At 49.5% G+C, this 24,336-nt stretch carries 20 protein-coding genes; 11 read left to right on the top strand and 9 right to left on the bottom strand.

Annotation, left to right across the window (positions count from 1 at the left end; all coding sequences use genetic code 11):
* Positions 1–2 precede the first annotated feature (2 nt).
* The 4 genes from KJS94_RS12040 to KJS94_RS12025 all read left to right on the top strand — a co-directional run bounded on the left by KJS94_RS12040 (position 3) and on the right by KJS94_RS12025 (position 5,417).
* A complete protein-coding gene (locus tag KJS94_RS12040) occupies positions 3–1,040 on the top strand; it encodes an HlyD family secretion protein (RefSeq protein ID WP_214448912.1) in 1,038 nt (345 codons plus the stop codon).
* Between the two features lie 4 nt (positions 1,041–1,044).
* Entirely contained in the window at positions 1,045–2,628 is a 1,584-nt protein-coding gene (locus KJS94_RS12035; protein WP_214448911.1) for a DHA2 family efflux MFS transporter permease subunit, read from the top strand.
* Positions 2,629–2,654: 26 nt separating this feature from the next.
* The gene (locus tag KJS94_RS12030; protein WP_214448910.1) at positions 2,655–3,941 is read left to right on the top strand and encodes a TolC family protein; all 1,287 of its coding nucleotides are present in this window, start codon (positions 2,655–2,657) and stop codon (positions 3,939–3,941) included.
* Positions 3,942–4,592: 651 nt separating this feature from the next.
* On the top strand, positions 4,593–5,417 hold the full coding sequence (locus KJS94_RS12025; protein ID WP_239804152.1) for an SDR family oxidoreductase: 825 nt from the start codon (positions 4,593–4,595) through the stop codon (positions 5,415–5,417).
* Between the two features lie 74 nt (positions 5,418–5,491).
* On the opposite strand, the gene lysS is transcribed toward KJS94_RS12025, so the two are convergent.
* The gene (gene lysS / locus KJS94_RS12020; protein ID WP_214448909.1) at positions 5,492–7,009 is read right to left on the bottom strand and encodes a lysine--tRNA ligase; all 1,518 of its coding nucleotides are present in this window, start codon (positions 7,007–7,009) and stop codon (positions 5,492–5,494) included.
* Between the two features lie 269 nt (positions 7,010–7,278).
* Here lysS and KJS94_RS12015 point away from each other — a divergent pair, with 269 nt between their 5' ends.
* Both KJS94_RS12015 and KJS94_RS12010 read left to right on the top strand, forming a co-directional pair.
* Positions 7,279–8,115 carry a UDP-2,3-diacylglucosamine diphosphatase gene (locus KJS94_RS12015; protein ID WP_214448908.1) on the top strand — a complete coding sequence of 279 codons (837 nt, stop codon included), beginning with the start codon at positions 7,279–7,281 and terminating at the stop codon, positions 8,113–8,115.
* Between the two features lie 11 nt (positions 8,116–8,126).
* Positions 8,127–9,161, top strand: coding sequence for a glycosyltransferase family protein (locus KJS94_RS12010; RefSeq protein WP_214448907.1), 1,035 nt, complete (start codon positions 8,127–8,129; stop codon positions 9,159–9,161).
* Here the strand turns inward: KJS94_RS12010 and KJS94_RS12005 are convergent.
* The 3 genes from KJS94_RS12005 to KJS94_RS11995 all read right to left on the bottom strand — a co-directional run bounded on the left by KJS94_RS12005 (position 9,158) and on the right by KJS94_RS11995 (position 12,018).
* On the bottom strand, positions 9,158–10,027 hold the full coding sequence (locus KJS94_RS12005; protein WP_214448906.1) for a DUF6268 family outer membrane beta-barrel protein: 870 nt from the start codon (positions 10,025–10,027) through the stop codon (positions 9,158–9,160). The two genes, KJS94_RS12010 and KJS94_RS12005, sit on opposite strands and share 4 nt — an antisense overlap.
* A gap of 69 nt (positions 10,028–10,096) precedes the next feature.
* On the bottom strand, positions 10,097–10,981 hold the full coding sequence (locus KJS94_RS12000) for a flavin reductase family protein (protein WP_214448905.1): 885 nt from the start codon (positions 10,979–10,981) through the stop codon (positions 10,097–10,099).
* Between the two features lie 23 nt (positions 10,982–11,004).
* The gene (locus KJS94_RS11995) at positions 11,005–12,018 is read right to left on the bottom strand and encodes a fumarylacetoacetate hydrolase family protein (RefSeq protein WP_214448904.1); all 1,014 of its coding nucleotides are present in this window, start codon (positions 12,016–12,018) and stop codon (positions 11,005–11,007) included.
* A 70-nt stretch (positions 12,019–12,088) separates the two neighbouring features.
* On the opposite strand from KJS94_RS11995, the gene KJS94_RS11990 reads away from it, so the two are divergent.
* The 3 genes from KJS94_RS11990 (at position 12,089) to KJS94_RS11980 (ending at position 15,983) form a co-directional block, all read left to right on the top strand.
* Positions 12,089–13,345, top strand: coding sequence for a serine hydrolase (locus KJS94_RS11990; RefSeq protein ID WP_214448903.1), 1,257 nt, complete (start codon positions 12,089–12,091; stop codon positions 13,343–13,345).
* Positions 13,346–13,347: 2 nt separating this feature from the next.
* Complete coding sequence (locus KJS94_RS11985; RefSeq protein ID WP_214448902.1) at positions 13,348–15,183, top strand: glycoside hydrolase family 9 protein; 1,836 nt, start codon at positions 13,348–13,350, stop codon at positions 15,181–15,183.
* Between the two features lie 140 nt (positions 15,184–15,323).
* Positions 15,324–15,983 carry a sterol desaturase family protein gene (locus KJS94_RS11980; protein WP_214448901.1) on the top strand — a complete coding sequence of 220 codons (660 nt, stop codon included), beginning with the start codon at positions 15,324–15,326 and terminating at the stop codon, positions 15,981–15,983.
* Positions 15,984–16,150: 167 nt separating this feature from the next.
* On the opposite strand, the gene fabG is transcribed toward KJS94_RS11980, so the two are convergent.
* Entirely contained in the window at positions 16,151–16,906 is a 756-nt protein-coding gene (gene fabG / locus KJS94_RS11975) for a 3-oxoacyl-[acyl-carrier-protein] reductase (protein WP_214448900.1), read from the bottom strand.
* Between the two features lie 309 nt (positions 16,907–17,215).
* Between fabG and KJS94_RS11970 the strand changes: the two genes are divergently transcribed.
* Positions 17,216–17,959, top strand: coding sequence for a GNAT family N-acetyltransferase (locus KJS94_RS11970; protein ID WP_214448899.1), 744 nt, complete (start codon positions 17,216–17,218; stop codon positions 17,957–17,959).
* Between the two features lie 25 nt (positions 17,960–17,984).
* On the opposite strand, the gene KJS94_RS11965 is transcribed toward KJS94_RS11970, so the two are convergent.
* Positions 17,985–19,502 carry a GH3 auxin-responsive promoter family protein gene (locus KJS94_RS11965; RefSeq protein WP_214448898.1) on the bottom strand — a complete coding sequence of 506 codons (1,518 nt, stop codon included), beginning with the start codon at positions 19,500–19,502 and terminating at the stop codon, positions 17,985–17,987.
* Between the two features lie 59 nt (positions 19,503–19,561).
* Positions 19,562–20,359 carry an LPS export ABC transporter ATP-binding protein gene (lptB, locus tag KJS94_RS11960; RefSeq protein ID WP_239804366.1) on the bottom strand — a complete coding sequence of 266 codons (798 nt, stop codon included), beginning with the start codon at positions 20,357–20,359 and terminating at the stop codon, positions 19,562–19,564.
* A gap of 149 nt (positions 20,360–20,508) precedes the next feature.
* On the opposite strand from lptB, the gene metF reads away from it, so the two are divergent.
* Positions 20,509–21,462, top strand: coding sequence for a methylenetetrahydrofolate reductase [NAD(P)H] (gene metF, locus KJS94_RS11955; RefSeq protein ID WP_214448896.1), 954 nt, complete (start codon positions 20,509–20,511; stop codon positions 21,460–21,462).
* Between the two features lie 64 nt (positions 21,463–21,526).
* Here the strand turns inward: metF and KJS94_RS11950 are convergent, their stop codons facing one another.
* Together KJS94_RS11950 and KJS94_RS11945 are read right to left on the bottom strand one after the other, a co-directional pair.
* Positions 21,527–22,219, bottom strand: coding sequence for a porin family protein (locus tag KJS94_RS11950; RefSeq protein ID WP_214448895.1), 693 nt, complete (start codon positions 22,217–22,219; stop codon positions 21,527–21,529).
* Between the two features lie 178 nt (positions 22,220–22,397).
* Entirely contained in the window at positions 22,398–24,335 is a 1,938-nt protein-coding gene (locus KJS94_RS11945) for a foldase protein PrsA (RefSeq protein WP_214448894.1), read from the bottom strand.
* Between the last annotated feature and the right edge of the window lies 1 nt (position 24,336).

The following is a 24,336-nucleotide window of genomic DNA, read 5'->3' as shown; positions in this document are numbered from 1 at the left end:
ATATGGAACAAGAAGTAAAAAAGAAATCACCTGTCCGACTGATCATTCTAAGTGTTGTATTACTGACTGTAGGTTTCTTCGCCTACAGGAAGATCAACTTTGCCCTGACGCATGAGTCAACCGACAATGCCCAGATCGAAACGCAACTGGTGCCTGTTCTACCGAGGGTGGCAGGCTATGTAAAGACCATTGCCATCAAGGATTTTGATTCGGTAAAGGCCAACCAGTTGGTGGTAGAACTGGACGATGCAGAATTACAAACGCAGCTCCTGCAGATGCAAGCCGATTATAATGCAGCATTGGCAGATCTGGAGAATGCGAAAGCTGCCCTGAACAATGCCTTCGTTTCCCTCAGGGTAAACAAAGGCAATATAGATATCAACAGGGTAAAGCTGGAGAAAGCGCAAAAGGACTTCAGCCGCGATAAGAACCTTTATGCAGAGAATGCCATCACCCAGCGCCAGCTGGAAGACAGTCGCTTCAACTATGAGACACTGGTAAAGCAGCTGGACAATAGCAACAACGACCTGGCATCCGCAGAGAGCAGGATAGCTGTATTGCAGGCTGCAGTGAAGAAAGCCGAAGCAGGAATTGCAGTGAGAAAGGCACAGATCGAACAGCAGGAACTCAAGATCTCTTACACCAAGGTATATGCGCCGCAGGCAGGTAAGATCGGTAAGAAGAATGTTGCCGTTGGCCAGTATGTACAGGCTGGTATGCCCTTGTTCACCATCGTGAACGATACCACCTACTGGATCGTGGCGAACTTTAAGGAGAACCAGATCAGGAAACTTCATCCCGGCCAGCAGGTGGATATTACCCTGGATGCCTATGATGAACTCAAACTGAAGGGAACCATTGAAAGCCTGAGTGAGGCTACCGGGGCGCGTTTCGCCCTTCTCCCCCCTGATAATGCCAGCGGCAATTTCGTAAAGGTGACACAGCGTGTGCCGGTAAAGATCGCCATCAATGATGCGGATCAATACAAGCAGGTCCTGCGTGCCGGTTTGAGTGCTGAAGTGAGTGTTCCCTTAAAGTAAACCTATGTCAAGTCCAAAAGGATTCGCCAAGTTCATCATAGTGCTGACCACGGTGACAGCAGCTGTGATGGAGTTGATCGATACATCTATCGTTAACGTTGGCCTGAATGAAATGGCCGGCAGCCTTGGGGTGAACATTGAAGATGTGAGCTGGGTGATAACGGCCTATGCCATTGCCAACGTGATCATCATCCCCATGACCGGCTTTCTTGCCGAGTACTTTGGCAGGAAGAATTATTATATCGCCTCCATGATCATATTTACCGCAGCATCGTATATGTGTGCGGAATCAACAGGGCTCATGGAGATCACAGCATGGCGCTTTGTGCAGGGTATCGGTGGTGGCGCATTGTTGTCCACCAGCCAGGCCATCCTGTTCGATGCTTTTGCTCCTGAAGACCGCCCGATGGCCTCCGGCCTGTTCGGGATGGGATTGGTGTTGGGTCCGACCCTTGGTCCAACAGTGGGTGGTTACCTGATCGATAATTTTTCCTGGCCCATGATCTTCATGATCAATATCCCCATCGGTATCATCGCCACCTTGCTCTCCATCACCTTCATTGATAAAAAGGAAGGCGAGGGCGAGAAGAAGGAAAGCATCAAGATCGACTATATGGGGATCGCCTTGCTGATGGCGGGTATCGGATGCCTGCAGTATGTGCTGGAACGTGGTGAGTCAGAAGACTGGTTTGCCAGTGACACCATCAGGATAAGTGCCATCATTGCCATAGTAGGAGTAGTGGGTTTTATCTGGCGGGAATTGACCACACCACATCCTGTTGTCAACCTAAAGGTGATGAACAACCGAAGCTATGCCTTCACCACCCTCTTCACCTTCGTGGCCGGTCTGGGATTGTTTACATCGGTATTTGTGTACCCGGTATTGGCCCAAAGGGTATTAGGTTATACTCCCCTGGAAACAGGTCTATCCCTGCTCTTCCCCACCCTGATCGGGGTATTCATGATGCCGGTCATCGGGAAGGCCATGAGCAAGGGGGTTTCACCGATCCCATTTACGATCGTAGGATTTATCCTCTTTTCGCTTTACTCCTGGATGAGCGCTTCGGTCAGTCCGGACGCAGGCAGGTGGGATTTCTTCCCGGCCCTGATGGTACGGGCCTTTGGTATCTCCATGGCACAGCTGCCATTGATCAACCAGGCAGTAGCCGGATTGCATCCCAGCGAGTATGCGGCAGGGATATCCCTTAACAATATGATCCGCCAGATCGGTGGTGCTTTCGGGATAGCCATGGCCAATAACTATATCGCCCATAGCCATGCCCAGCACCGTTCAGACCTGGTGTCCAATTTCTATGAAGGCGCACCGGCCTACACAGAAAGGTTGAATGCGCTTACCCAGGGCATTGCAGCCAAAACAGGCGATATAAGTGGTGCCAGCCTGAAAGCGCAAAAGGTTATTGACCTGGCCGTGGATAAGCAGGCCTATTACCTCGCTTACCTCGATACGTTCCACCTGATCGGCCTGTTCTTCCTTGCTGTCTTGCCTTTGGCCTTCTTTATGAAAGTGAAGAAGAAGCAGCCGGTTGATGCCAAGGCAGTGAAGGAAGCCATGGAGGCCGCACATTAAAGACATGAATTGAAATGAATGCAATAATGAAAAGAATAGTTGTAACCATTACTGCGATCCTGTTGGTAACTGTTACCATAGCGCAGGATTCGCTGGTATTGAAGGACCAGCAATTGGCCACCCTGATCCAGCAGGCCGTAAACAATTACCCGAAGATCAGGGAAATGGAGATCCAGTTGCAATCGAATGATGTGAAGCAGGAACTGATCCGTAGCAACTGGCTGCCTACCGTGCAGGGAGATGCCATGGTGAGTTATGTGGCTCCTGTGCCCAAGGTGAATTTTGATGGGAAGAACCTGCAGTTCGCACCCAATGACAATTACAATCTGGCTGTTGGTGTAAACCAGTTGCTCTATGATTTTGGGAAGACCAGGATCCAATTGGAGCGCAGCCAGTCTGAAAAGAAATGGCAGAAGGGCGGGATCGACCTCAGCAAGAATGCGGTTGCCTACCAGGTCAGCCAGGCCTATTTTACTGTTCTCTTCCTGAATAAGGCCATTGCTGTACAGGAAGGGCAGATCAAGGCCCTGCAGGAAAATGAGAAGTTGATCCAGGCCAAGATCAGGAACGGGGATGCCCTGGAATACGACCTGCTGACCACGCAGGTGAGGATCGCCAATGCCAGGAACAGGTTGAAGGACCTGCAATCCCAGCAGGAACAACAGTATATAGCGCTGAAGTTATTGACCGGCGAGGACCAGCATGGCAAGATCAGGGATATTGTGACTACAGATTTTACCCAGATGGCCAATTCGGCAACCTGGCGCAATTACAGCCTGGAATTGAAGCAGATCAACAACCAGTTGGAACTGCTGAACATCAATAACCAGGTGATCAGGAAAGACTTTAGCCCGACAGTTTTCGGTACGGCTGCAGGTGGGGTGAAGAATGGTTTCGTTCCCGATATCAGGCAGATGCGCCTGAACGGAATGGTAGGGGTGGGGATCAGTATTCCCATCTTCAGCGCCAATAGGCCAAAGCTGGAACAGAAAATGAACCAGGTGAGTATTGATGCCACAAGGCAGTCGATCACCACGTTGGAACAGCAGGTGGAAAGGGACCTGGCAAGGGTGAATGAGGATTACCGCAACCTGGAAGAGAAACTGAGGAACCAGGAGGTTTTGGTAAGGCAGGCAGAGAAAGCCTTCCAATTGGCCCAGGTGAGGTTCAAGGAGGGGTTGATCACCAGCGTGGAATTACTCACCACCCAGGTGGCAGTAGAAGATGCACAATTAAGCATGGTGCAGTTGCAATACCAGATGCAGCTGGATAAGATAGAAAGTCATAAGATCGTTGGGATGAAGATTTGGTAAGCAGGCAGGCTTTGGAAAATAAACAACCCGGTGGATCACACCGGGTTGTTTAATGTTTTTGTACGATTCAGAACCATCAAGGTCTCGGTCATCAATAGGTACAAATTTTCTCGTCGTTCAAAGGATTTTGGATTACTACAGATACTGGATTTTAAACTCGGCGTCAGTTCGATAGATGCTGATCTTCGTGGTTTTTCGTAAGATCTGGATCTGGACTTGGTTTTTCCGCTTTCGCGGTTGGATTTTGGATTTCTGGTTGTTCTTCCCGTCTTACCGGGTCTGGACTTGGATTTCTTGGTTTCGGTTCTTCTTGCCCGTTGCCGGGTCTCAGGATATTGGATCTCTTTTGGTTTTTCTTCCCTTTCGGGATTTGGATTTAGGATTGTCCGATTTACATCGGTCTGGTCTTTCTTAGGATTTGTTCTTGGTCTTTCTTAGGATTTTTTGATCGCTATCAATCAACTGACAATACAAAAGTAGAAGGAATGCATGCCCGGAACAAGAGCACTATTGCTGAATTTTCCGTCTTCATTTTTTACTGACAGAATCGTAAGTTTACGATAGGCCTATTGGTAGAACTCACGTATCTTTCTTAAAACTTTCTTTTTACATTGGTTCTTAAACCTTTAGCAAAGAATAAACCAAGAGAAAATGATGCTATTCCAGAACAAGAATGTATTGGTAACCGGCGCCAGCAGGGGCATTGGTAAGGCCATAGCCCTGCGTTTAGCGCAGGATGGTGCCAATATTGCGATTGCTGCCAAAACGGTTGAGCCCCATCCCAAGTTGGAGGGCACCATTTATAGTGCTGCCGAAGAGATCGATAAGGCCGGTCCGGGAAAAGTACTTCCCCTCCAGGTGGATATCAGGTACGAGGACAGTATCCAGAATGCGGTAGAGGAGACCGTGAAAGCTTTTGGGGGTATTGATATCCTGATCAATAATGCCAGCGCCATCAGCCTGACGCCCACCGAGCAAACAGAGCCCAAGCGCTGGGACCTGATGCACGGTATCAATGTCAGGGGTACCTTTTTCATGTCCAGGGCCTGCATTCCCTACCTCAAACAATCGCATAACCCGCATATCCTGAATCTTTCCCCGCCCCTGAATATGGATCCACGCTGGTTTGCGCCGCACCTGGCCTATACCATGAGCAAGTATGGCATGAGCATGGTGATCCTGGGACTGGCCGAAGAATTGAAGCCCCACCGGATCGCTGCGAATGCCCTTTGGCCCAAAACGACCATTGCCACTGCCGCGGTGGAGAACCTGTTGGGAGGTGATTTCCTGATGCAACGCAGTCGTACTCCGGAGATCGTTGCGGATGCGGCCTACCATATCCTGAAGCGGCCTTCCTATGATTGTACCGGTAACTTTTTCATTGATGAGGAAGTACTGGCTGCAGAAGGGATCACGGACCTTAGCAAATATGCAGTGAATCCTTCCATGAAGCTGATGAATGATCTTTTCGTTTGATCATTTTCATTATAAAAAGAAAAAGTGATGCTGTTGGGCATCACTTTTTTTATGGAGTAAGATCAGATTCTTGATCAGCTATCAAATCGTTCCGGGCGCATTTGCGGGAAGAGCAATACATCCTGGATCGAAGGCTGGTTGGTCATCAGCATGCAGAGCCTGTCGATACCGATACCAATACCTGCGGTCGGCGGCATGCCATATTCAAGTGCGCGAAGGAAATCGTAGTCGATATACATCGCTTCGTCATCACCTCTTTCCATCAGTTTCACCTGCTCTTCGAAACGTTCACGCTGGTCAATGGGATCGTTCAATTCGGAGTAGGCATTTGCGATCTCCTTACCATTCACCATCAGTTCGAAACGCTCTACCAGTCCGGGTTTGCTGCGGTGCTTCTTGGTCAGCGGGCTCATCTCCACGGGGTAGTCGGTGATGAAGGTCGGCATGATATAGGTGTGTTCGCTGGTAGCGCCAAAGATCTCATCAATGAGTTTGCCCTTACCGATATTGGGGGCTACATCGATCTTCAGTTGCTTGCAAACATCGCGCAGGCTGGCTTCATCCATACCATTGATGTCGATGCCGGTATTTTCCTTGATGGCATCAATGATGGAGATGCGCTTGAAAGGAGCCTTGAAGCTGATGGTCTTATCACCAACAGTCACATCTGTCGTACCATGCAGGGCGATGGCTACTTTTTCGAGCAGCTGTTCCGTGGTTTCCATCATCCAGAAGTAATCCTTGTAAGCAGTGTACCATTCCAGGATGGTGAATTCCGGGTTATGGGTCCTGTCCATTCCTTCATTACGGAAATTGCGGCTGAATTCATACACCCAGTCGAACCCGCCCACGATACAGCGTTTCAGGTACAATTCGTTGGCGATGCGCAGGTAGAAGGGGACATCCAGGGCATTATGGTGGGTAATGAACGGCCTGGCCGCAGCACCACCGGGAATCGCCTGCAGTACTGGGGTATCCACTTCCAGGGCGCCCCTTTCGTTCAGGAACTCCCGGATGGTATTGATCATTTTGGTGCGCTTCACAAATGTGTCCTTCACCTGGGGGTTGATCACCAGGTCGGCATAGCGCTGGCGGTACTTGAACTCGGGGTCAGTAACCGCATCGAAGGTCTGTCCTTCAGCCTCCTTCACCACAGGCAGTGGTTTCAGGGACTTGGTGAGGAAGGTCAGCTCTTGTACATGTATGGAGATCTCGCCGGTCTTGGTGGTGAACACAAAACCCTTGATCCCGATGATATCACCGATATCAGAAAGGTGTTTCCACACTTTATCATACAGGCTCTTGTCCTCACCCGGGCAGATATCGTCCCTTCGCACATATACCTGGATCCGGCCGGTGCTGTCCTGCAGTACCGCGAAACTGGCCTTTCCCATGTCCCTGATGCTCATGATCCTTCCGGCCAGGCAAACCGCTTCGAAATCAGCCTTGTTCTCTTCCCCTTTATAATTTTCCTTAATATATGCGGCGTTGGTATTTACCGGGAACAGCGGCGCCGGATAGGGGTCGATCCCCAGTTCCTGGAGCTGTTGGAGCTTCTCCCTTCTGATAATCTCTTGCTCTGATAATTGCATGATCCAAATTTTGAAGCGCAAAAATAACGCATTTCCACCTTCACGGGTCGGACGCACGTCCGACCCGTCTCCGACCCGTCTCCGACCCGTCTCCGACCCGTCTCCGACCCGTCTCCGACCCGTCTCCGACCCGTCTCCGACCCGTCTCCGACGTGCCCCCGTCGAAACACCCGCCATTTTACGGTTGAAATAACCCCTTTTTACAATTCATTAATGGCAGGGTAATCCTGGGGTAATACTGTTGGCTGAATTTTGGCAAACCTTCTTACATGGAAAAACGCCTGATCGACGTTGCCGTGCTTTCGGACCTCCACCTTGGTACCTACGGTTGTAAGGCAAAGGAAGTGCTTCAGTATTTGAGGGGGATCCAGCCCCAGATGCTGGTGTTGAACGGCGATATCATCGATGGCTGGCAGTTCAGCAAGCATTATTTCCCGGCTGCTCACATGGCGGTGCTCAAAGAGGTGCTCAATATGATGGCCAATGGCACCAGGGTGATCTATATCACCGGTAACCATGACGAGATCCTGAGAAAATATTGTGATATCCAATTGGGGAATTTCCAGTTGACCGACAAGATGGTCATTGAGATCAACAATAAGATGACCTGGATCTTTCATGGCGATGTGTTCGATAATACCACAAAAGGCGCAGCGAAGTTCTGGGCTAAAATGGGGAGCAGTGGGTATGGTTTCCTGATCCTGCTGAACAGGTGTATCAATGCTTTGCTCAAACTCACAGGAAGGGACAGGGTTTCCCTATCGAAGCGGGTGATGGCTGGTGTGAACAGGGCAGTAACCCGGATCAACGATTTCGAGATGACGGCGGCCGAGATAGCGATCGAAAGGCAATATGATTATGTGATCTGCGGCCATATCCACCAGCCCCAGAAAAGATGGGTGGAAACCGGGAAGGGTAGGGTCATGTACCTCAATTCCGGGGATTGGGTGGAACACATGACCGCATTGGAGTACTATAAGAACGACTGGCATATCTATCAATACGATGAAAAGCAGTATTCAACGGTAAGAGAGGAGAATGAACATCCGGCGCTTACTGTAGTGACGGACCAGGTGAACTTCTATGTGAAATCATTGGCGATCTAAACAGCTCCAACATGAAAATATTCTATGCGGTACAGGCTACAGGAAATGGACATATCAGCAGGGCAGGACAACTCTTGCCTTACCTGAGGCGGTTTGGGAAAGTGGATGTGTTCCTCAGTGGGTCTAACAGCCAGTTGAACAGTGACCTGCCGGTAAAGTACCGCAGTAAGGGCCTTAGCCTTTTCTACAACAGGGCTGGCGGACTGCGGTATGGCAAGATCGCATCGCAGCTGAACCTTCCCAAATTGTATAAGGAGATCCGGGAGTTGCCGGTGGAAGCCTATGATGTGGTCATCAATGATTTTGAAGCGATCACCTCCCTCGCCTGTGCGGTAAAGAATGTGCCTTCGGTTGGTTTCGGCCACCAGGCTTCCTTTCAATCATCACGGGTACCCCGGCCTGCCAGGAAGGAATGGATCGGAGAAGGCCTGCTGAAGCATTACGCCAGGTCAAGCCAGTATGTGGGCCTGCATTTCCAGCCCTATGACGATTTCATCTTTACCCCGGTAATCAAAAAGGAAATATTAATGGCCAAGCCACAGAACAAGGGACATATCACGGTTTACCTTTCTGCTTATAGTGATGATGTTGTCCTGAAAGAACTTTCCAAACTGAAGGCTTTCCGTTTCCAGGTTTTTTCGAAGGAAAGAAAGCAGGTGGAAACCATTGGTAATGTATGCTTCATACCCATCAACCAAAGGCTTTTCAATGAAAGTATCATCAACAGTTACGGGGTGGTCACGGGTGCTGGTTTTGAAACCCCTGCTGAAGTACTGCAGCTTGGAAAGAAACTCATGGCCATCCCGATCAAAGGTCAATATGAACAGTATTGTAATGCCGCGGCCCTGGAGCCAATGGGGGTAAAGGTCCTGGCTTCAATGGACGGCCAGTTTGCAGATCACTTCTTTGAATGGATCAATAGGGAGAAGCCCAACATGATCAATTACCCAAACATCATCCCGGAAGCGCTGACCTATCTTTTTGATAATTATCCATCCAAAGGCGTTCCCCTTGATTTGCTTTACTCGGAACTGATGATCGCCTAGCGTAACCTCAGGCGGTAGGCTGTACTGATGCGGAAATAGAAATTGTCTTGTTGGGAAAGGGTTTGCCTGGTATCGCCCTTGTCTGCGGTGATGCCATACCTCAGTTTCCTCAGGACGGAATGCCCGATCTCACCGTTCAGTACCAGTTTTTTGGTTAGGTAGACATCTGCATAGAAACCGACCTGGTTCTCATCGATCCTCAGGTAGGCCCGCTGGCTGCAATCTCCACTTGCACAGGGGTCTTCCAGCCTCAGTCGGTAGGAGTTGGTAATGGCGCGGAAGTTCATACCATAATAGAATTTTCCTGTGACTTTTCTCTCCCAGGTGATGGCACCGGGCAGTGTCCCAAAAATATTATTGCGATCATTCAGTTTCCAGTCGAGGCCAAGGAGTGGTACCACAAAATGCCCAAAGAACTCTTTGTTGTAATACACGCCAAAGCGAAAGACAAGAGAAGGGTTTCGCCTGAGGTTCGCGATCAATACGCCTCCCCATTGGTCACTGATATCGGGGTCATCCTTAATAGGGGTTTGCCTGTTGTAGCGATAGAACAACAAGGCTGTCATGCCCCATTTTTCATTCAGCTTTTTCTGGATGCCAACCGGCAGCCCAAAGCCCTGTACCGTTGTTTTTTCTTTTTCTACCCCAACATCCCATTGCTCGAAGTAGGGGCTGATGACCAATACATCTGAACGATCCAGCTTTAGGGGAATAGGGAGGTTGATGTTGCCGAAGAAGTGATTCAGCTTGAGGTCCGGCTCGTCCTGGTTGATCAATCCTGTATGGGCAGGACTATTCGTATACCGCACATTGAGCAGGTCGATGTAAGGTTGTGCTTTTGTTATGATGGGACAACATCCTGCCAAAAGCAAAAGATAACTTATAGTAATCCTGGTAATGGACCTTGAATACTATAAGTTACAAATATTTTCGCATCAATTAAGGGCCAGTAAGACCTGCCAGCCTTCTGTCACCTTGCCCTGGTCCAGCAATTCCTTCGCATAGGTATGCAGTTCTTTCTCCATCTCTTCCGGGTTAATGGAATAATACTGGAAGATCTGCTTCAGGCGATCATCGTGGTAAGTAGGATCAACTGCAGGAAAATCATGTACGTTGCCCAGTTGGCCAAGGTTATTCCCGGTCAGGATGCGGCTGTTGCGGATATGTGCAGGAAGGGCATCTACACCGATCCCCAGCTTCACACTGGGTTTTTCTACCTGGAACAAACTGTGTTCATCCACCCTGCAGTACCAATCCCCTCCCAGCCTGGCGACATGATGCAGCTTCCTCTGGTCGATCATGGTGCCCTCTGCATTGAGGATACTATCGTCAACGTGCATGCGCAATACTTCACAGATCACCAGGTTGCCCGCGCCGCCTTCAGTACCCAGGGGTTTTACTTCAATAACCTTACATTCCATTTTCACCTTGCTCTCTTTCACCATCGGGGGTTGCACCATGCTGGCCTTTTCCATGGTGAACCCTGATTTATAAAACTCATTCACCTCCTTCGGAAATTCGCAACTGGAAAGGCTCATCTGTTGGACCATGCTTTCGTCCACAATGCTGATCACCACTTCCGGAACCTCCAATACATTGTCCAGCGTGTGCTTGGTGGAATTGTCCCTAACCCTTCTTGCAGGAGAGAAGACCACAATAGGCGGGGTGGAAGAGAACATATTGAAAAAGGAGAAGGGGCTAAGGTTGATGTTTCCGTCCTTGTCAACGCTAGAGGCAAAGCAGATCGGCCTTGGGGCGACTGCGTGCTGCAACCAGTTCTGTCTTTGCGGTGATGTTAAGGTGGACAGGTCTATGATCATCGGTTATACTTGAATGTTATGTGTTATTGGGCTGTTTTTTTCCTGGCGAGAATGGAGAAGTCGGTAGGTTCTGCTACAATGGTATTCTTCAGCCTTCCCAGGCCGGTGATCTCCATTTCCACTGTATCACCATCCTGCAGCCATTGTTCCTGGTAGTTAGGGTCGTTTAGCTTACCGGTTCCATTGAGTTCCAGGAAACATCCTGTTCCTACTGTTCCGCTACCGATCACATCACCGGGGTGGATGGTTACGCCATAGGAGCAGCGTTCAACGATCTCGGCAAATGTCCAGTCCATGTCCCCCACATTGCCATCACTCACCTGGACGCCGTTCACCCAGCACTGCATGCGCAGGTTCCAGTTCTTACCGGTATGTCCCTCCTTCGCGGGGATCTCATATTCTTCCAGTTCATCCAATGTCACCAGCCAGGGCCCGATCACAGTGGAGAAATCCTTGCCCTTCGCAGGTCCGAGGTTCAGCAACATCTCTTCCATCTGGAGCCTGCGGGCACTCATGTCATTCATGATCATGAGTCCGGCAATATATTCATCCGCCTCTTCTGCCGGGATATTCCTTCCTGCCTTGCTGATCACGATGGCAGCTTCCAGTTCAAAATCGAGTTTTTCAAAATGGTCCGGCATGCAGATGATATCGCCGGGACCCTGGATGGAAGTATGGTTGGTGAAATAGAAGATGGGGTATTGGTCGAACTCCGGGATCATGGGTACTCCCCTGTTCCTGCGGGCCGAAGCCACGTGCTGGCGGAAGGCATAGCCATCACGGCAGGAGGTAGGGAAGGGAACCGGTGCCAGCACATAGGCCTGGTCCATCGGGAATCCTTTATCCTTGCTGATCCTGCCTTCTTTGATCATGCGTTCACCAACCTGCGCCACCGGGAAAGAATCCTCCCAATATTGCAGGAACATATTCATATTGTTGGGAAGGTCGGGGTGCAGCACTTCCATATCATACAGGTAACCATCCACGAAAACGGCCAGTTGGTCATGCCCTTCCTTCAGGTAAGAAACGAGTTTCATATCACAAGCTTTAAGGGGGCAAAATTAACAGGAATAATTATCTTACCTGCATTAATCCCCTTTCACCATCATGAAGTCCAGGACAGTATTGGTTTTCCTCTTTAGCCTTTCCGCCTTTATTGGTGGCAGGGCACAGCCAGTGGATACGGTAAAACTGGAGCAGTTGCTGAGGGCCCATGCCTCACCCTTTCTGAAGCAGGTCCTCGACCATCCTGAGGTCTATCATTACCAGCTGATCTATACCCAGATCGACCGCGACCGGAAGAACAGGCCGGTCTTGAGGAACTATTCCTTCCGGTTAGATACATGCGATTATTTCAACCCCGCTTCCATGGCCAAATTGCCAACGGCGATTATGGCACTGGAGAAACTGAATACCCTGAGGCCTAAAGGCATTGGCCTGGATACCCCTATGCTGACCGACAGCGCATATGGTGGACAGACAAGGGTGGAAAAGGATACCAGCGCCGCCAATGGATGGCCAACTGTTGGGCATTATGTGAAGAAGATCTTCCTGGTAAGCGATAACGACGCTTACAATCGTTTATACGAGTTTGTTGGGCAGGAAATGCTCAATACCCGGTTGCGGGAAATGGGGTATAGTGGTTCGCGTATCACCAGGCGATTCGTTACCATGACGGAGGACCAGAACCGCCATACCAACCCGATCCGGTTTACGGGGGAAGATGGAAGACTGTTGTATGAACAGCCTGCAGCCTTTAACCGGCAGGCTTTTGATTTCAGCAAGCGGATACTCGTAGGTAAGGCCCATTACAACCGGAATGATTCCCTGCTCAACCAGCCGATGGATTTCACCACCCATAATTGCCTTCCCCTGCCTGATCTGCAGCGGATGATGCAGGCGGTGATCTTCCCGAATTCGGTACCGGGTAACCAGCGTTTCCAATTGGATGAGAACGACAGGAAATTCTTACTGAAGTATATGTCGAAGCTCCCTTCCGAAAGCCGCTTCCCCAATTATGATACCAGTGCCTTTTTCGATAGTTATACCAAGTTCTTCTTTTTTAAAGATGGGCGAAGGAAGCTTCCCCCTTCCATCAGGAGCTTCAATAAGACCGGCTGGTCCTATGGTTACCTGATCGATGTTTGTTATATAGTTGACTTTGCCCATAAAGTGGAGTACATGCTGAGTGGCGTGATCTATGTGAATAGCGATGAGGTGTTGAATGATGATAAGTATGAGTACGAAAGTATCGGTTATCCTTTCTTCAGGGAGGTAGGGGAGATCATCCATGCGCATGAATTGCAGCGGAAACGCAAACGCCAGCCAGACCTGTCTTCCTTTCAATTCAATTATGCAGATTGACCATGAAGTACATCATTTATTTCGCGCTCTTCCTGTTGATGGGGAATTCCCCTCAGGCCCAAAACACCCCGCAGCAATGGATCAGGATCAACCAGCTGGGTTACTTACCCAAAGGGATCAAAATTGCTGTTTGGGGAGCTAAGGAGAATGCTTCACTCAACGGATTTGAACTGGTGGATGCTGCCAGTGGGAAAGTGGTGTTCAAAGGACCGGCAGGCAAGGCCTTCGGAGCCTATGGCCCCTTCCTCCAAACCTACCGGCTTAATTTCAGCAGCTTCACTGGTACCGGTAATTACAAGCTTAGGGCAGGCAAGGCGGAATCACCGGTATTCAGGATAGATGGCAATGTATATACAGGTACCGCAGATTTCTGCCTGCGCTACATGCGCCAGCAAAGAAGCGGATTCAATCCTTTCCTGAAAGATTCCTGTCATAACTATGATGGTTACACGATGTATGGCCCCATGCCCGACAGCTCCCATATTGATGTGTCAGGGGGCTGGCATGATGCCAGTGACTACCTGCAATACGTGACCACCTCGGCCAATGCGACCTATCACCTGTTGATGGCCTACCGCGACTTCCCGACTGTTTTTGGGGATGGCCACCAGGCCAATGGACTGGCAGGTAGTAACGGGATACCGGACATCGCCGATGAAGCCAAATGGGGACTGCAGTGGCTGCGCAAGATGCATCCCAATAAGGATTGGATGTTCAACCAGCTGGCGGATGACCGGGACCATATCAGCATGCGGATTCCCGGATTGGACAGTCAATATGGTAAAGGATATGAGCGCCCTGTTTATTTTGTAACCGGGAGTCCCCAGGGGCTTGGGAAGTACAAGAACCGCAGTACCGGAAAAGCTTCCACTGCGGCTAAGTTTGCCAGTGCTTTTGCCCTGGGGGCCATGGTCTTTGACCCATTGGATGAGGCTTTTGCCCTTGACCTGGCATCGGGTGCTTCCACCGCAATGGCCATAGCCCGCAGTGCACCCGGCGTTTGCCAGACCGCCCCCAATAGGGCGCCCTATTTTTATGAAGAAGATAACTGGGTAGATGATATGGAGTTGGGCTATTCCGCAGTGGCCAGTTACATGATGTATTATGCCGGGAAATTGAGTGGTGGAATGGCTGACCAGCGCAGGATCGGCAAACCTTTCCTTGACTCTGCTGCTTTTTATGCCCGGAAGGAAACGATTACCCCCTGGCTGGGAAAGGATATGGCCAGGCATTACCAGTGGTACCCATTCATTAACCTCGGTCATCGTGAACTGGCCCTGGCAGACCCCAATGGATTAGGGAAGGAATTGATGGGCTATTATAAGCAGGGAATCGAATCGGTTTGGCAAAAGGCCAGCCAGAACGCATTCTACCGTGGGATACCCTTTATATGGTGCAGCAATAACCTGACCACCAGTTTCGCCATCCAGTGCAGTTGGTATGCTTCCCAGAGCGGTGACCAGGGCTATGCTGAATTGGCACAGGCCAATATCGATTGGTTGTTTGGATGCAATCCCTGGGGTACCAGTATGGTCTATGGCCTTCCTTACAACGGTGATACGCCCGTTGACCCGCACTCTGCCTTCACCCACCTGAAGCAATACCCGATCGACGGTGGATTGGTGGATGGGCCTGTCTATACCAGTATTTTCAAGGGACTGATCGGGCTTACCCTTTATGAGGCGGATGAATATGCCCCCTTCCAGAGTGATCTGGCGGTATATCATGATGATTACGGCGATTATAGCACCAATGAGCCTACCATGGATGGAACAGCATCATTGGTCTACCTGATGGCCCTGATGGAAGCACAGGCGCTCCGGCAGTCTGCAAAGTGAGGAGACGGGGGAAGCAGGTTGATTTCTGACAAGTTCTTTTGAAAGGCTGTTTAGGAAGATGAAGATCTGTTTATTTAACAGCTAAACACCCCTAGGCCAGCAGGGGAAATCCTTATTTTTGCCGATAATCTGTAGGAAGTATGAAGTTTGAGAAAATTCATAATAAAGGCCAGGCCCAACTTTTCAAGAACCAGTATCTCGAAATGCTGACCAAGACACATCCCCTGGTGATCTGGGGTATGTACCTGCCGGTGATCATTGGCTTGCCTTATTATGCTGCAACCCGCTTTGATGCATCTGGTATGAAAGTGGCAGGACTTTTTATTTTCGGGATGTTCTTCTGGACCTTTTTTGAATACATCATGCACCGCTGGGTATTCCATATGATTGCTGAAAGTCCGCGTGCCCAGAAGGTCGTTTATGTGATGCATGGCAACCACCACCATTACCCTAGGGATAAGGAGCGCCTGTTCATGCCTCCTGTACCGAGCCTGATCCTTGCCTCCATCATCTTCTCCATACAATACCTCATCCTGGGCAGGAACGCATTCATTTTCTTCCCCGGATTCATGTTAGGATACCTGTTGTATGGTTCCATGCACTACGCCATCCATGCCTGGAACCCTCCATTCAAATGGATGAAGCCCTTGTGGAGAAACCATCACCTGCACCACTACAAGAACGAACACCAGGGATTTGGGGTGAGCACCACCATCTGGGATCGTGTTTTTGGTACCATGTTCGACCTTACCAAGGAAAAAGAAGATAAAGAGAAGGTGAAGGAACTGATGTTCAAGTAAAGAATCGATTTCAAAGAGATAGCCGGGGTAATCCCGGAAATAAAAATGGAGATCCAGAAGATCTCCATTTTTTATGGTGGTTACCTGATCCAACCTGGCTCAAATAGTTGTCTTAATGGCAAACATTCTTACCCGTCTGCAGGAACCAAACAGCTTAAGCTGGTGCATCAGATGTTCAATCCGCCACAAGCACTGATCACCTGTCCGGTAACATAAGAACTCATGTCACTGGCAAGGAAAAGGGTAGTGTTCGCGATCTCCTCGGTGGTTCCAAAACGGCCCAGGGGGATCTTTTTCAGGAACTCTTCTGCGGCGGCTCCTTCTTTCAGGTAGTGGGTCATATCCGTTTCGATGAATCCCGGTGCAATGGCGTTGCAGCGGATATTGCGGCTTCCCAGTTCATGGGCCATGGATTTGGTGAAACCAATGATACCGGCCTTGGAAGCGGCATAACTGCTCTGACCGGCATTACCACGCACCCCAATGATGGAGCTCATGTTGATGATGCTTCCCTTGCGGGCCTTCATCATCGGGCGGATCACCTGCTTGGTCATGTTGAAGACACTTTTCAGGTTGGTGATCATCACTTCATCCCATTGCTCGGGGCTCATACGGAGGAGCAGGTTGTCCTTGGAAATACCCGCATTGTTCACACAAACATCAACTGTACCGAATTCCTTCACCACATCATTCACGAAGGCTTCGCATTCCTCGAATACGCCGGCATTACTGCGATAGGCCTTGGCCTTTACCCCAAAGGCGGCAAGTTTTTCTTCCAGTGCCTGGGCCTTGGGAGCGCTTCCCTCACTAACATAGGTAAAAGCAATGTTGGCACCCTGTTCTGCAAGTTTAAGGGCAATGCCTTCGCCGATGCCACGGGCGGCACCGGTAACAATAACTACTTTGTTTTCCAGTAATTTCATGTTGATTCAATTCTGGGGCGAATGTAGGAAGAATTGCCCATTAGGAAGAAGTCCCTCATTAATAAGGAGATAGGATGGCAGACCCGTCCCTTGCCTGTAAGTCTAGATCCATCCATTCGGGTGTTCATGTCAATATTAAACTAACGACCGTTCTTTAGGAAAGAAATTGAACGGTAAAGCCTTGTTTGTTTCACAACCATAAGCTATTTTGGCAGCCTCTATCCCATCACTAATAGTTTTAAAAGGACTGGAACCCTGCTGGTGATGATGGGAGGGGAACTGGACAAAATCATTAAACCTAAGATTTGTATGGTGACGTTGAGGCGGAAGTTTTTTGTTTTTCCGATTTATGATAATTGGTTTGGTGCGAAGAAGGGTATATGGAACAGCCTTTATTTCAATTCCTATCTACATGTCCCGGATGACCTGAAAAATCCTTTGCTGATCAGGAAGGACAACCATACAGTTGAGCTTGACCTTAGCAGGAACAACGAAGAGATTTTTGAAGGTTTTGCCAGGACAGTTAAAGCGCAGGTAAAGCAGTGTGAACGGGATGGCCTTCAATCCTATTTTGACCAGGACATTGATAAGTTCATTGCCTTCTTTAACCCCTTTGCTGAACAGAAAGGGATACCCAAGGTAACCCGCAAGATGATGGAGGAATTCGGGCCAATGCTCAGGATCAGTTATGCTGAGCAGGATGGCACTATCCTTGCCGCCCATACCCATTTGTTTGATGCGGAAGAAAAGATTGTCCGCCAAATGCATTCGGCCTCGCTGCGTTTCGACCAGGGATTTGACAAGAACAAGATCGGCAGGGCCAATAAGTTCCTCCATTACCGCGATATGCTGGCCTTTAAGGAGCAGGGTATACTATACTATGATTTCGGTGGCTATTTCAAGCAGGATACCACTGAAGAGATCACCAGCCTGCTGAACTTCAAGCTTGATTTTGGTGCTTACAAAAAACTATCCTACAACTACTTTACCTTGAGTTATCACCTGACCAGGAAAATGATGAAGTCCTTTGGTTTGATCGGTGCGAAGTACTAGTTATCCGGGGAAGTTTAAGAGTTGATCAGGGCAACTGCTCGTTGAGCTCCAGCAATTCATCCATGTATTTGCGGTCATTGCTTAGCCTGGGTACTTTGTGTTGCCCACCCAGCTTGCCTTTCCTTCGCAGCCATTCCTGGAACAGGCCTTTTTTTGCTGCATGTAGTTTAGGCATGCGAAGTGCAATGTCCTTATGCCTTTTGGCTTCGTAGTCACTGTTGATATTCTTTAGGGCGTTATCCAGTTCATAGGTGAACTGGTTGATGTCTGCAGGAGGGGTATCGAACTCCACCAGCCATTCATGTGCGCCATTGCTTTGCTGACTGAAATACACAGGCGCTGCGGTGTAATCATTGACACTGCTTCCGGTTTTCTCACAGGCCGCCGCAAGAGCCTTGTCTGCATTATCAACGATCACCTCTTCCCCAAAGGCATTGATATAATGTTTTAACCTGCCGCTGACCTTGATGCGGTAGGGACTAAGCGATGTGAACTGGACCGTGTCGCCAATGATATAGCGCCATAAGCCTCCTGTAGTACTGATGACCAGCGCATACTGCTTGCCGAGTTCTACCTTGTTCAGGCCAACGGTCTGGGGGAAGCGCTTGCCATATTCTTCCAGTGGCATGAACTCATAGAATATGCCATGCCGTGTGAAAAGCAGCATGCCATCTGCTTCCGGGCTATCCTGTGCAGCAAAGAAACCTTCGCTGGCATTGTACATCTCCAGGTAATTGATGTCCTTGCCGATCAATTGGCTGAACTGCTCCCTGTAAGGGACAAACGAAACCCCGCCATGGATATACAGTTCCAGTTGTGGCCATATTTCACTGATGCTGGATTTCCCCGTCATTTCCAGTATCCGCTTCATCAATACCATGGTCCAGGTGGGCACACCTGATATTGAGGTTACATTTTCCGGTATGGTGGAGAGGGCGAGTTGTTCGATCTTGTTCTCCCATTCATCCATCAGGGCAATGGATAATTCGGGTGTCCTGATCCAATGACCCCAGAAAGGCGAGTTTTGGAGGAGAACGGCGCTAAGGTCGCCAAAGCTGATCTCTTCACTGGCCTTGCTCACCTGGTGGCTGCCGCCGATCACCAGCCCCTTACCGGTCAGGAGCTCCGAGTCCGGATTATAGCGGTAATACAAGGTGAGGACATCCTTGGCGCCCTGGTAATGGTTCTCTTCCAGGCTTTCCTCGCTAACCGGTATGAACTTGCTTTTATCACTGGTGGTCCCGCTGCTCTTGGCAAACCAGCGTACAGGCGTGTTCCAGAGGATATTATCTTCTCCCGCCATCATCCTGTCGATATAGGGTTTGATGTCGTTGTATTCGTGTACCGGAACGGTTTGCTTGAAACTGCGGACGTTGAAGAGTTTGTTGAAGCCGTATTGCCTGCCAAATTCAGTGTATTGGGCGGAAGTCACCAATTCCTGCAGCACTTCCCTTTGGGCTGCTACCGGGTTGTTGACCCATTCATCGATTTGCCAGAGCCTGAGCCTGGCTAATCGTGATATGGCAGGCGAGATGATCTTCATACTTCGCCGGCAAAATACAGAAAATCGTTAAAATGTAGGTTGGTGCATAATTAAAAGCATCAAACATCATCCACGCTTTCATCAATGGTGGGATATTCGTCAATGCCTTTCATCACTTCATCGTAGAGGTAGTCCTTGCGTTTCAGTTCAAAATTACGGCCCAGGTAAAGCCTTCTAACCTGCTCATCTGCGGCCAATTCCTCGGCTGTACCGTGCTTGAAGATCTTGCCTTCGATCAGGAGGTAGGCCCTGTCGCAGATGGAAAGGGTTTCATTTACGTTATGGTCGGTGATCAGGATGCCGATATTCTTGTACTTAAGTCGGGCTACTACCGTTTGGATATCTTCCACCGCAATGGGGTCAACACCTGCGAACGGTTCATCGAGCAGGATGAATTTGGGGTCCACTGCCAGGGCCCTGGCGATCTCGGTACGCCTTCTCTCGCCTCCGCTGAGACTGTCGCCATTGTTCTTCCGGACATGGTGCAGGCGGAATTCATCCAGCAGGTCCTCCAGCTTTTGCTTTTGTTGCTGCCTGGTGAGGGTGGTCATTTCCAGCACCGACTTGATATTGTCTTCAACAGTCAGGGAACGGAATACAGAGGCTTCCTGCGGGAGGTAGCCGATCCCCAGCTGTGCCCTTTTGTACATCGGCAGGGCGGTAATGTCCTGTTCATTCAGGAAGACCTTTCCCTCGTCCGGCTTGATCAGGCCTACCACCATGTAGAAAGTAGTGGTCTTACCGGCACCATTGGGACCAAGCAGGCCCACGATCTCCCCTTGCTTTACATTCACCGAAACATGGTTCACCACCGTACGGTTGCGATAGGTTTTAACCAGCTCATTCGTTTGGATCACTAAACTCAATGTAGTAGGCTTTTGCGCAAAAATACCGGAATGGCCCGAATTATATTCCCGCCTCCTGCTTTTAACATCCCTTTGTTTATTGGGTGGTGGGAGCTAAGTTTGCACATAGTTCACCAATTTATAGCAAGCAAGCGATCAATATGAAGGTTATTGAACATATCAAACAGGCCAAGGGTACGCTGGTATCCTTCGAAATACTGCCACCATTGAAAGGGAAGGGCATCAATGCGATCTATGACCACCTGGATCCCTTGATGGAATTCAAGCCCTCTTTCATCAATGTGACCTATCACCGCAGTGAGACGATGTTCAAGAAACAGGCTGATGGATCCTTCGCTAAGATTGAAGTGCGCAAGCGTCCCGGTACCGTAGGGATATGTGCGGCCATTATGCAGCATTATAATGTTGACCCCGTTCCCCACCTGATCTGTGGCGGTTTCACCAAGGAAGAAACCGAGAACGCCCTGATCGACCTGGCCTTCCTGGGTATCGATAATGTGCTGGTGTTGAGGGGCGACGCTGCCAAGAATGAAACCTTCTTTGAGCCTGAGCCGGGAGGCCACCGCTACGCTATTGACCTGCTGAAACAGGTGATGGATATGAACAACGGTATTTACCTGGAAGAAGAGGTAAAGGATACGGGAAGGGCCAAGTTTTGCATTGGCGTTGCCGGTTACCCCGAGAAGCATTTTGAAGCCCCCAACAAGTCTACCGATATTGCCTACCTGAAGGCCAAGGTGGATGCAGGTGCAGAATATGTGGTGACACAAATGTTCTTCGATAACCAGAAGTATTTTGAATTCGTTGACCAATGCAGGGCAGCTGGCATCAATGTTCCGATCATCCCCGGACTGAAACCCATTACCAATAAGAAGCAGATGACCATCCTGCCCAGGATATTCCATGTTGACCTGCCAACCGATCTTTCTAACGAAATCGTGAAATGCAAGTCTGATGCGGATGTTGAGCTGGTAGGCACAGAATGGTTATTGCAGCAGAGCCGTGAGTTGAAGCAGGCTGGCGTGCCTGTGCTGCATTACTACACACTCGGAAAACCAAAGGTGATCTGGAACGTAGTAAAGGAAATCGTTTAAGACAAACCATAAAAAACGGCGGTGCCCTTCAATAGCACCGCCGCTTTGTTTTCAAGGGAATTTATTACAGGCTGATGCCGAGCGAAAGGCTCCACACCCTGTGCTTGTTGTTATCGTTGGAGGAATTGGCCGTTCCTGAATTCAGTTTTGCCAATCCATGGCCATAATTAACGGAAACGAGGAAATTGTTGAATGCAAAGCCTGCAGTGCCATTCAGGCCATAGTCCCATCTTTTCATCATGCCAAGTCCGGCCCCTTCTTCTTCGCTGGTAGTGGGATCATCATTAGTGAATTCGATCTTATCAGAACCACTGATAGAGGCACCAAAGATCTTTCCTTCGTAACTGTATTTCCCGGCAATGCCCATTGCGCCGTAAACACCACCACCGATAAAGAACTTTGACTCCTTATCCGAAAGCGGAAGGTTCACTACCAGGTTAAGGGGCATTTCGATGTAATAAGGACGGGTTGTCGATTGCAGGTAGCTGGGATCATTACTGTTCCCTATCTCGATCTTGGATCCCTTACCACTGAAGAGTAATCCCGGCTGGAAGGATAATGCGCCGGCGCCAAGGGGAAGGTCGGCCATCAATCCTGCATGGAAACTGGGCAACATATTGGCATTATCGATGCTCCCATCGCTGGACGTGGAAACATTTGCCAGGTTCAATCCGCCTTTCAGGTAGAGCTTGGAATCCTGTGCATTGGCAGTATAGCCCAATGCTGCAATGGATAGGATCATCAGGTACTTCTTCATAGTAGTTGATTTCATTGTAATGGAAATGGTTTTGTCTGGTTTTCCGGTGAGGCGATTACGGGTATAGCTTACCGATAGCCTTCACCGATTGGGCTATAGACTAAAATCAGGCCAGTTGGATGTGCAAGCTGTTAAGGCTTTGCTTAAGATAAAAGGAGAGTCAGGAGCGCCTCATTGCTTATTTTTTCGTCAATATGGATTGCAGTACAGGTTCGTTTACCTTGACGGGATAGGTCTTTTTAAGTGAACGGATCCATTCTTCTTCGAGGAAGGACTGGTAATCGTTCATTGCCAATCCTATTGCATCTACATATGTCCGGGGTTGACGGGAAGGATATACTTCCTTCGCGATGATAAAGGAGTAGTTGCCATCTGCTTCGTTCACCTTCATAGGGGATACCATTCCTCTGGCAAGGCTGCCCGCTGGTACTCCGGGTAGTTGCTGGTATTCATACCTGCCGGAATCGGCCTGGATGGTATTCTGGAATGGCGTCAATAGTTCCCTCCAGGCTTTGGGAGCCTGCTTCACCTGTTGATGATACAAAGCCAGCGCAACCGAATCAGTGGTGGAGAACAGGATACCGTCAATGCCCGGCTCCCACAGGTACTTGCCCTTGTTTTGTTCGTAATACTTCCTGAGCCCATTTGTATCGTTGGAAGCTTTATCCCAAACCTTGCGCTGCATGGCCTCGAAAAGCAGGTTGCCGTCCCTGAATTCCTTCACTTGCGCGGCAAAGGCAGGATCATATTTTTCAAGGTTGTTGGAATATTCTTCCATGACCAGCTTTCTGAGGAAGGCTTGTTTATGGTCTTCAAAATTACGGTTAGCCCTTGCCGTTGGATCCTGCTTTTGTTCAGCCAGGTAATTGATGAAGGAAACGAACTTCACCGGCGTCTTGCCGATGGTGGCCATAACGGAATTAGGGGACAGGTCACTGAAACTGGGGATGACCTTATCATCCCAAACGGCTGCAGCATAGGCATCTACATGCTGGCGCGGAAGGGGGAGTTCCTTAAAGCCCACTACCCTTGATGCCTTTCGTTCAATAGCATCCTGGGCAATGGCATAGCGGTCGGTCCCCATGAGCTTGTTGCGCATGTTCGCCATGGCCTCTTCACTTTCGTCAAGGACCGGCCGATCGCGGCGGAGTAATTTGAGGATATGGTAGCCCTGGCTGGTCTGGAAAGGCTGGCTGAGGCCATTGACCTCCTTCAGGGCAAATGCCACTTCTTCAAAACCAGCCTCATAAGTGCCCGGAATAAAGGGCTGGAGTATCCCTTCGTTATTGTAGGTGAAGTTGTCTGTACTGAACTCGCGTGCCATGACCGCAAAATCCGCCCCGTTCCTGAGGGCGGTATAAATGGAATCTGCCTTCCCCTTCAGGTAGGCCTTTTCAGCGGGACTCGCATCACCCGGTACACCCAGAAGGATCTGCGCCACCCATACTGATCCTTTCGCCGGCCGCTCTTCCAGTTTATGGAAGATATGCCATGCCCTGGGGCTTTGGAAAGGCTTGCTATAGCCCTTCAGTGGGGTGGTATAGGCCAAGGTCTCCAGTGAATAGGGCAGGGTAAAGGCGGCTATCCATCCCAGTTCCCCCTTATTTGTTTTCACAGCAGGGTCAGCTGAATATTTCAGGGCAACCTGTTCAAAGGGAATCCCTTTGCCCAGTTCATCAGCGGCTGCCAAGGCCTTTGCCCTGGCCTGTTCTGCATCCTTTTCACCGCTGTAAGGAATATAGATATGTGCCAACCTGATATCTGTCGCTGACCTTTGCAGGGCTTCCTTTGATAATGCCCTCAAAGTACTGTCGTCTATCAGGTAATTGCCACGGACCTGCTCCCTGAATGCTTCCAGTTCTGCTTTCTGGGAAGGCAGGGTGTCAAGTTTCATATCATAGGCCGACCTCACCTTCAGTTTGTACCTGGTATAAAGGTCGAGGTAATTGCGGATGGCCTCATTGGCAGGTGAACTGCTATCGTTATTATTCTTTTTGAATGCACGGAGGAACTCTTCCTTGCTGACCTTGTAAGGGCCATAGGTAAGGAGCGTTTGAGCATTAAGGTTAGTAATGCCCAGCAATACGATCAATAAGGCGAACAGTTTTTTCTCCATA

The organism is Flavihumibacter rivuli, assembly GCF_018595685.2.
Taxonomy (GTDB): domain Bacteria; phylum Bacteroidota; class Bacteroidia; order Chitinophagales; family Chitinophagaceae; genus Flavihumibacter; species Flavihumibacter rivuli.
This window is presented reverse-complemented; position numbering and strand designations above follow the sequence as displayed.

Bases quoted from the DNA above. Each gene is read 5' to 3' on its own strand.
- KJS94_RS12030 (WP_214448910.1), top strand. From the start codon at position 2,655: ATGAAAAGAATAGTTGTAACCATTACTGCGATCCTGTTGGTAACTGTT.
- KJS94_RS11970 (WP_214448899.1), top strand. From the start codon at position 17,216: ATGGTGACGTTGAGGCGGAAGTTTTTTGTTTTTCCGATTTATGATAAT.
- fabG (WP_214448900.1), bottom strand. From the start codon at position 16,906: ATGAAATTACTGGAAAACAAAGTAGTTATTGTTACCGGTGCCGCCCGT.
- KJS94_RS11985 (WP_214448902.1), top strand. From the start codon at position 13,348: ATGAAGTACATCATTTATTTCGCGCTCTTCCTGTTGATGGGGAATTCC.
- KJS94_RS11995 (WP_214448904.1), bottom strand. From the start codon at position 12,018: ATGAAACTCGTTTCTTACCTGAAGGAAGGGCATGACCAACTGGCCGTT.
- KJS94_RS12010 (WP_214448907.1), top strand. From the start codon at position 8,127: ATGAAAATATTCTATGCGGTACAGGCTACAGGAAATGGACATATCAGC.
- KJS94_RS12015 (WP_214448908.1), top strand. From the start codon at position 7,279: ATGGAAAAACGCCTGATCGACGTTGCCGTGCTTTCGGACCTCCACCTT.
- lysS (WP_214448909.1), bottom strand. From the start codon at position 7,009: ATGCAATTATCAGAGCAAGAGATTATCAGAAGGGAGAAGCTCCAACAG.
- KJS94_RS12035 (WP_214448911.1), top strand. From the start codon at position 1,045: ATGTCAAGTCCAAAAGGATTCGCCAAGTTCATCATAGTGCTGACCACG.
- KJS94_RS11950 (WP_214448895.1), bottom strand. From the start codon at position 22,219: ATGAAGAAGTACCTGATGATCCTATCCATTGCAGCATTGGGCTATACT.
- metF (WP_214448896.1), top strand. From the start codon at position 20,509: ATGAAGGTTATTGAACATATCAAACAGGCCAAGGGTACGCTGGTATCC.
- KJS94_RS12025 (WP_239804152.1), top strand. From the start codon at position 4,593: ATGATGCTATTCCAGAACAAGAATGTATTGGTAACCGGCGCCAGCAGG.
- KJS94_RS11980 (WP_214448901.1), top strand. From the start codon at position 15,324: ATGAAGTTTGAGAAAATTCATAATAAAGGCCAGGCCCAACTTTTCAAG.
- KJS94_RS11945 (WP_214448894.1), bottom strand. From the start codon at position 24,335: ATGGAGAAAAAACTGTTCGCCTTATTGATCGTATTGCTGGGCATTACT.
- KJS94_RS11965 (WP_214448898.1), bottom strand. From the start codon at position 19,502: ATGAAGATCATCTCGCCTGCCATATCACGATTAGCCAGGCTCAGGCTC.
- KJS94_RS12000 (WP_214448905.1), bottom strand. From the start codon at position 10,981: ATGATCATAGACCTGTCCACCTTAACATCACCGCAAAGACAGAACTGG.
- KJS94_RS11990 (WP_214448903.1), top strand. From the start codon at position 12,089: ATGAAGTCCAGGACAGTATTGGTTTTCCTCTTTAGCCTTTCCGCCTTT.
- KJS94_RS12040 (WP_214448912.1), top strand. From the start codon at position 3: ATGGAACAAGAAGTAAAAAAGAAATCACCTGTCCGACTGATCATTCTA.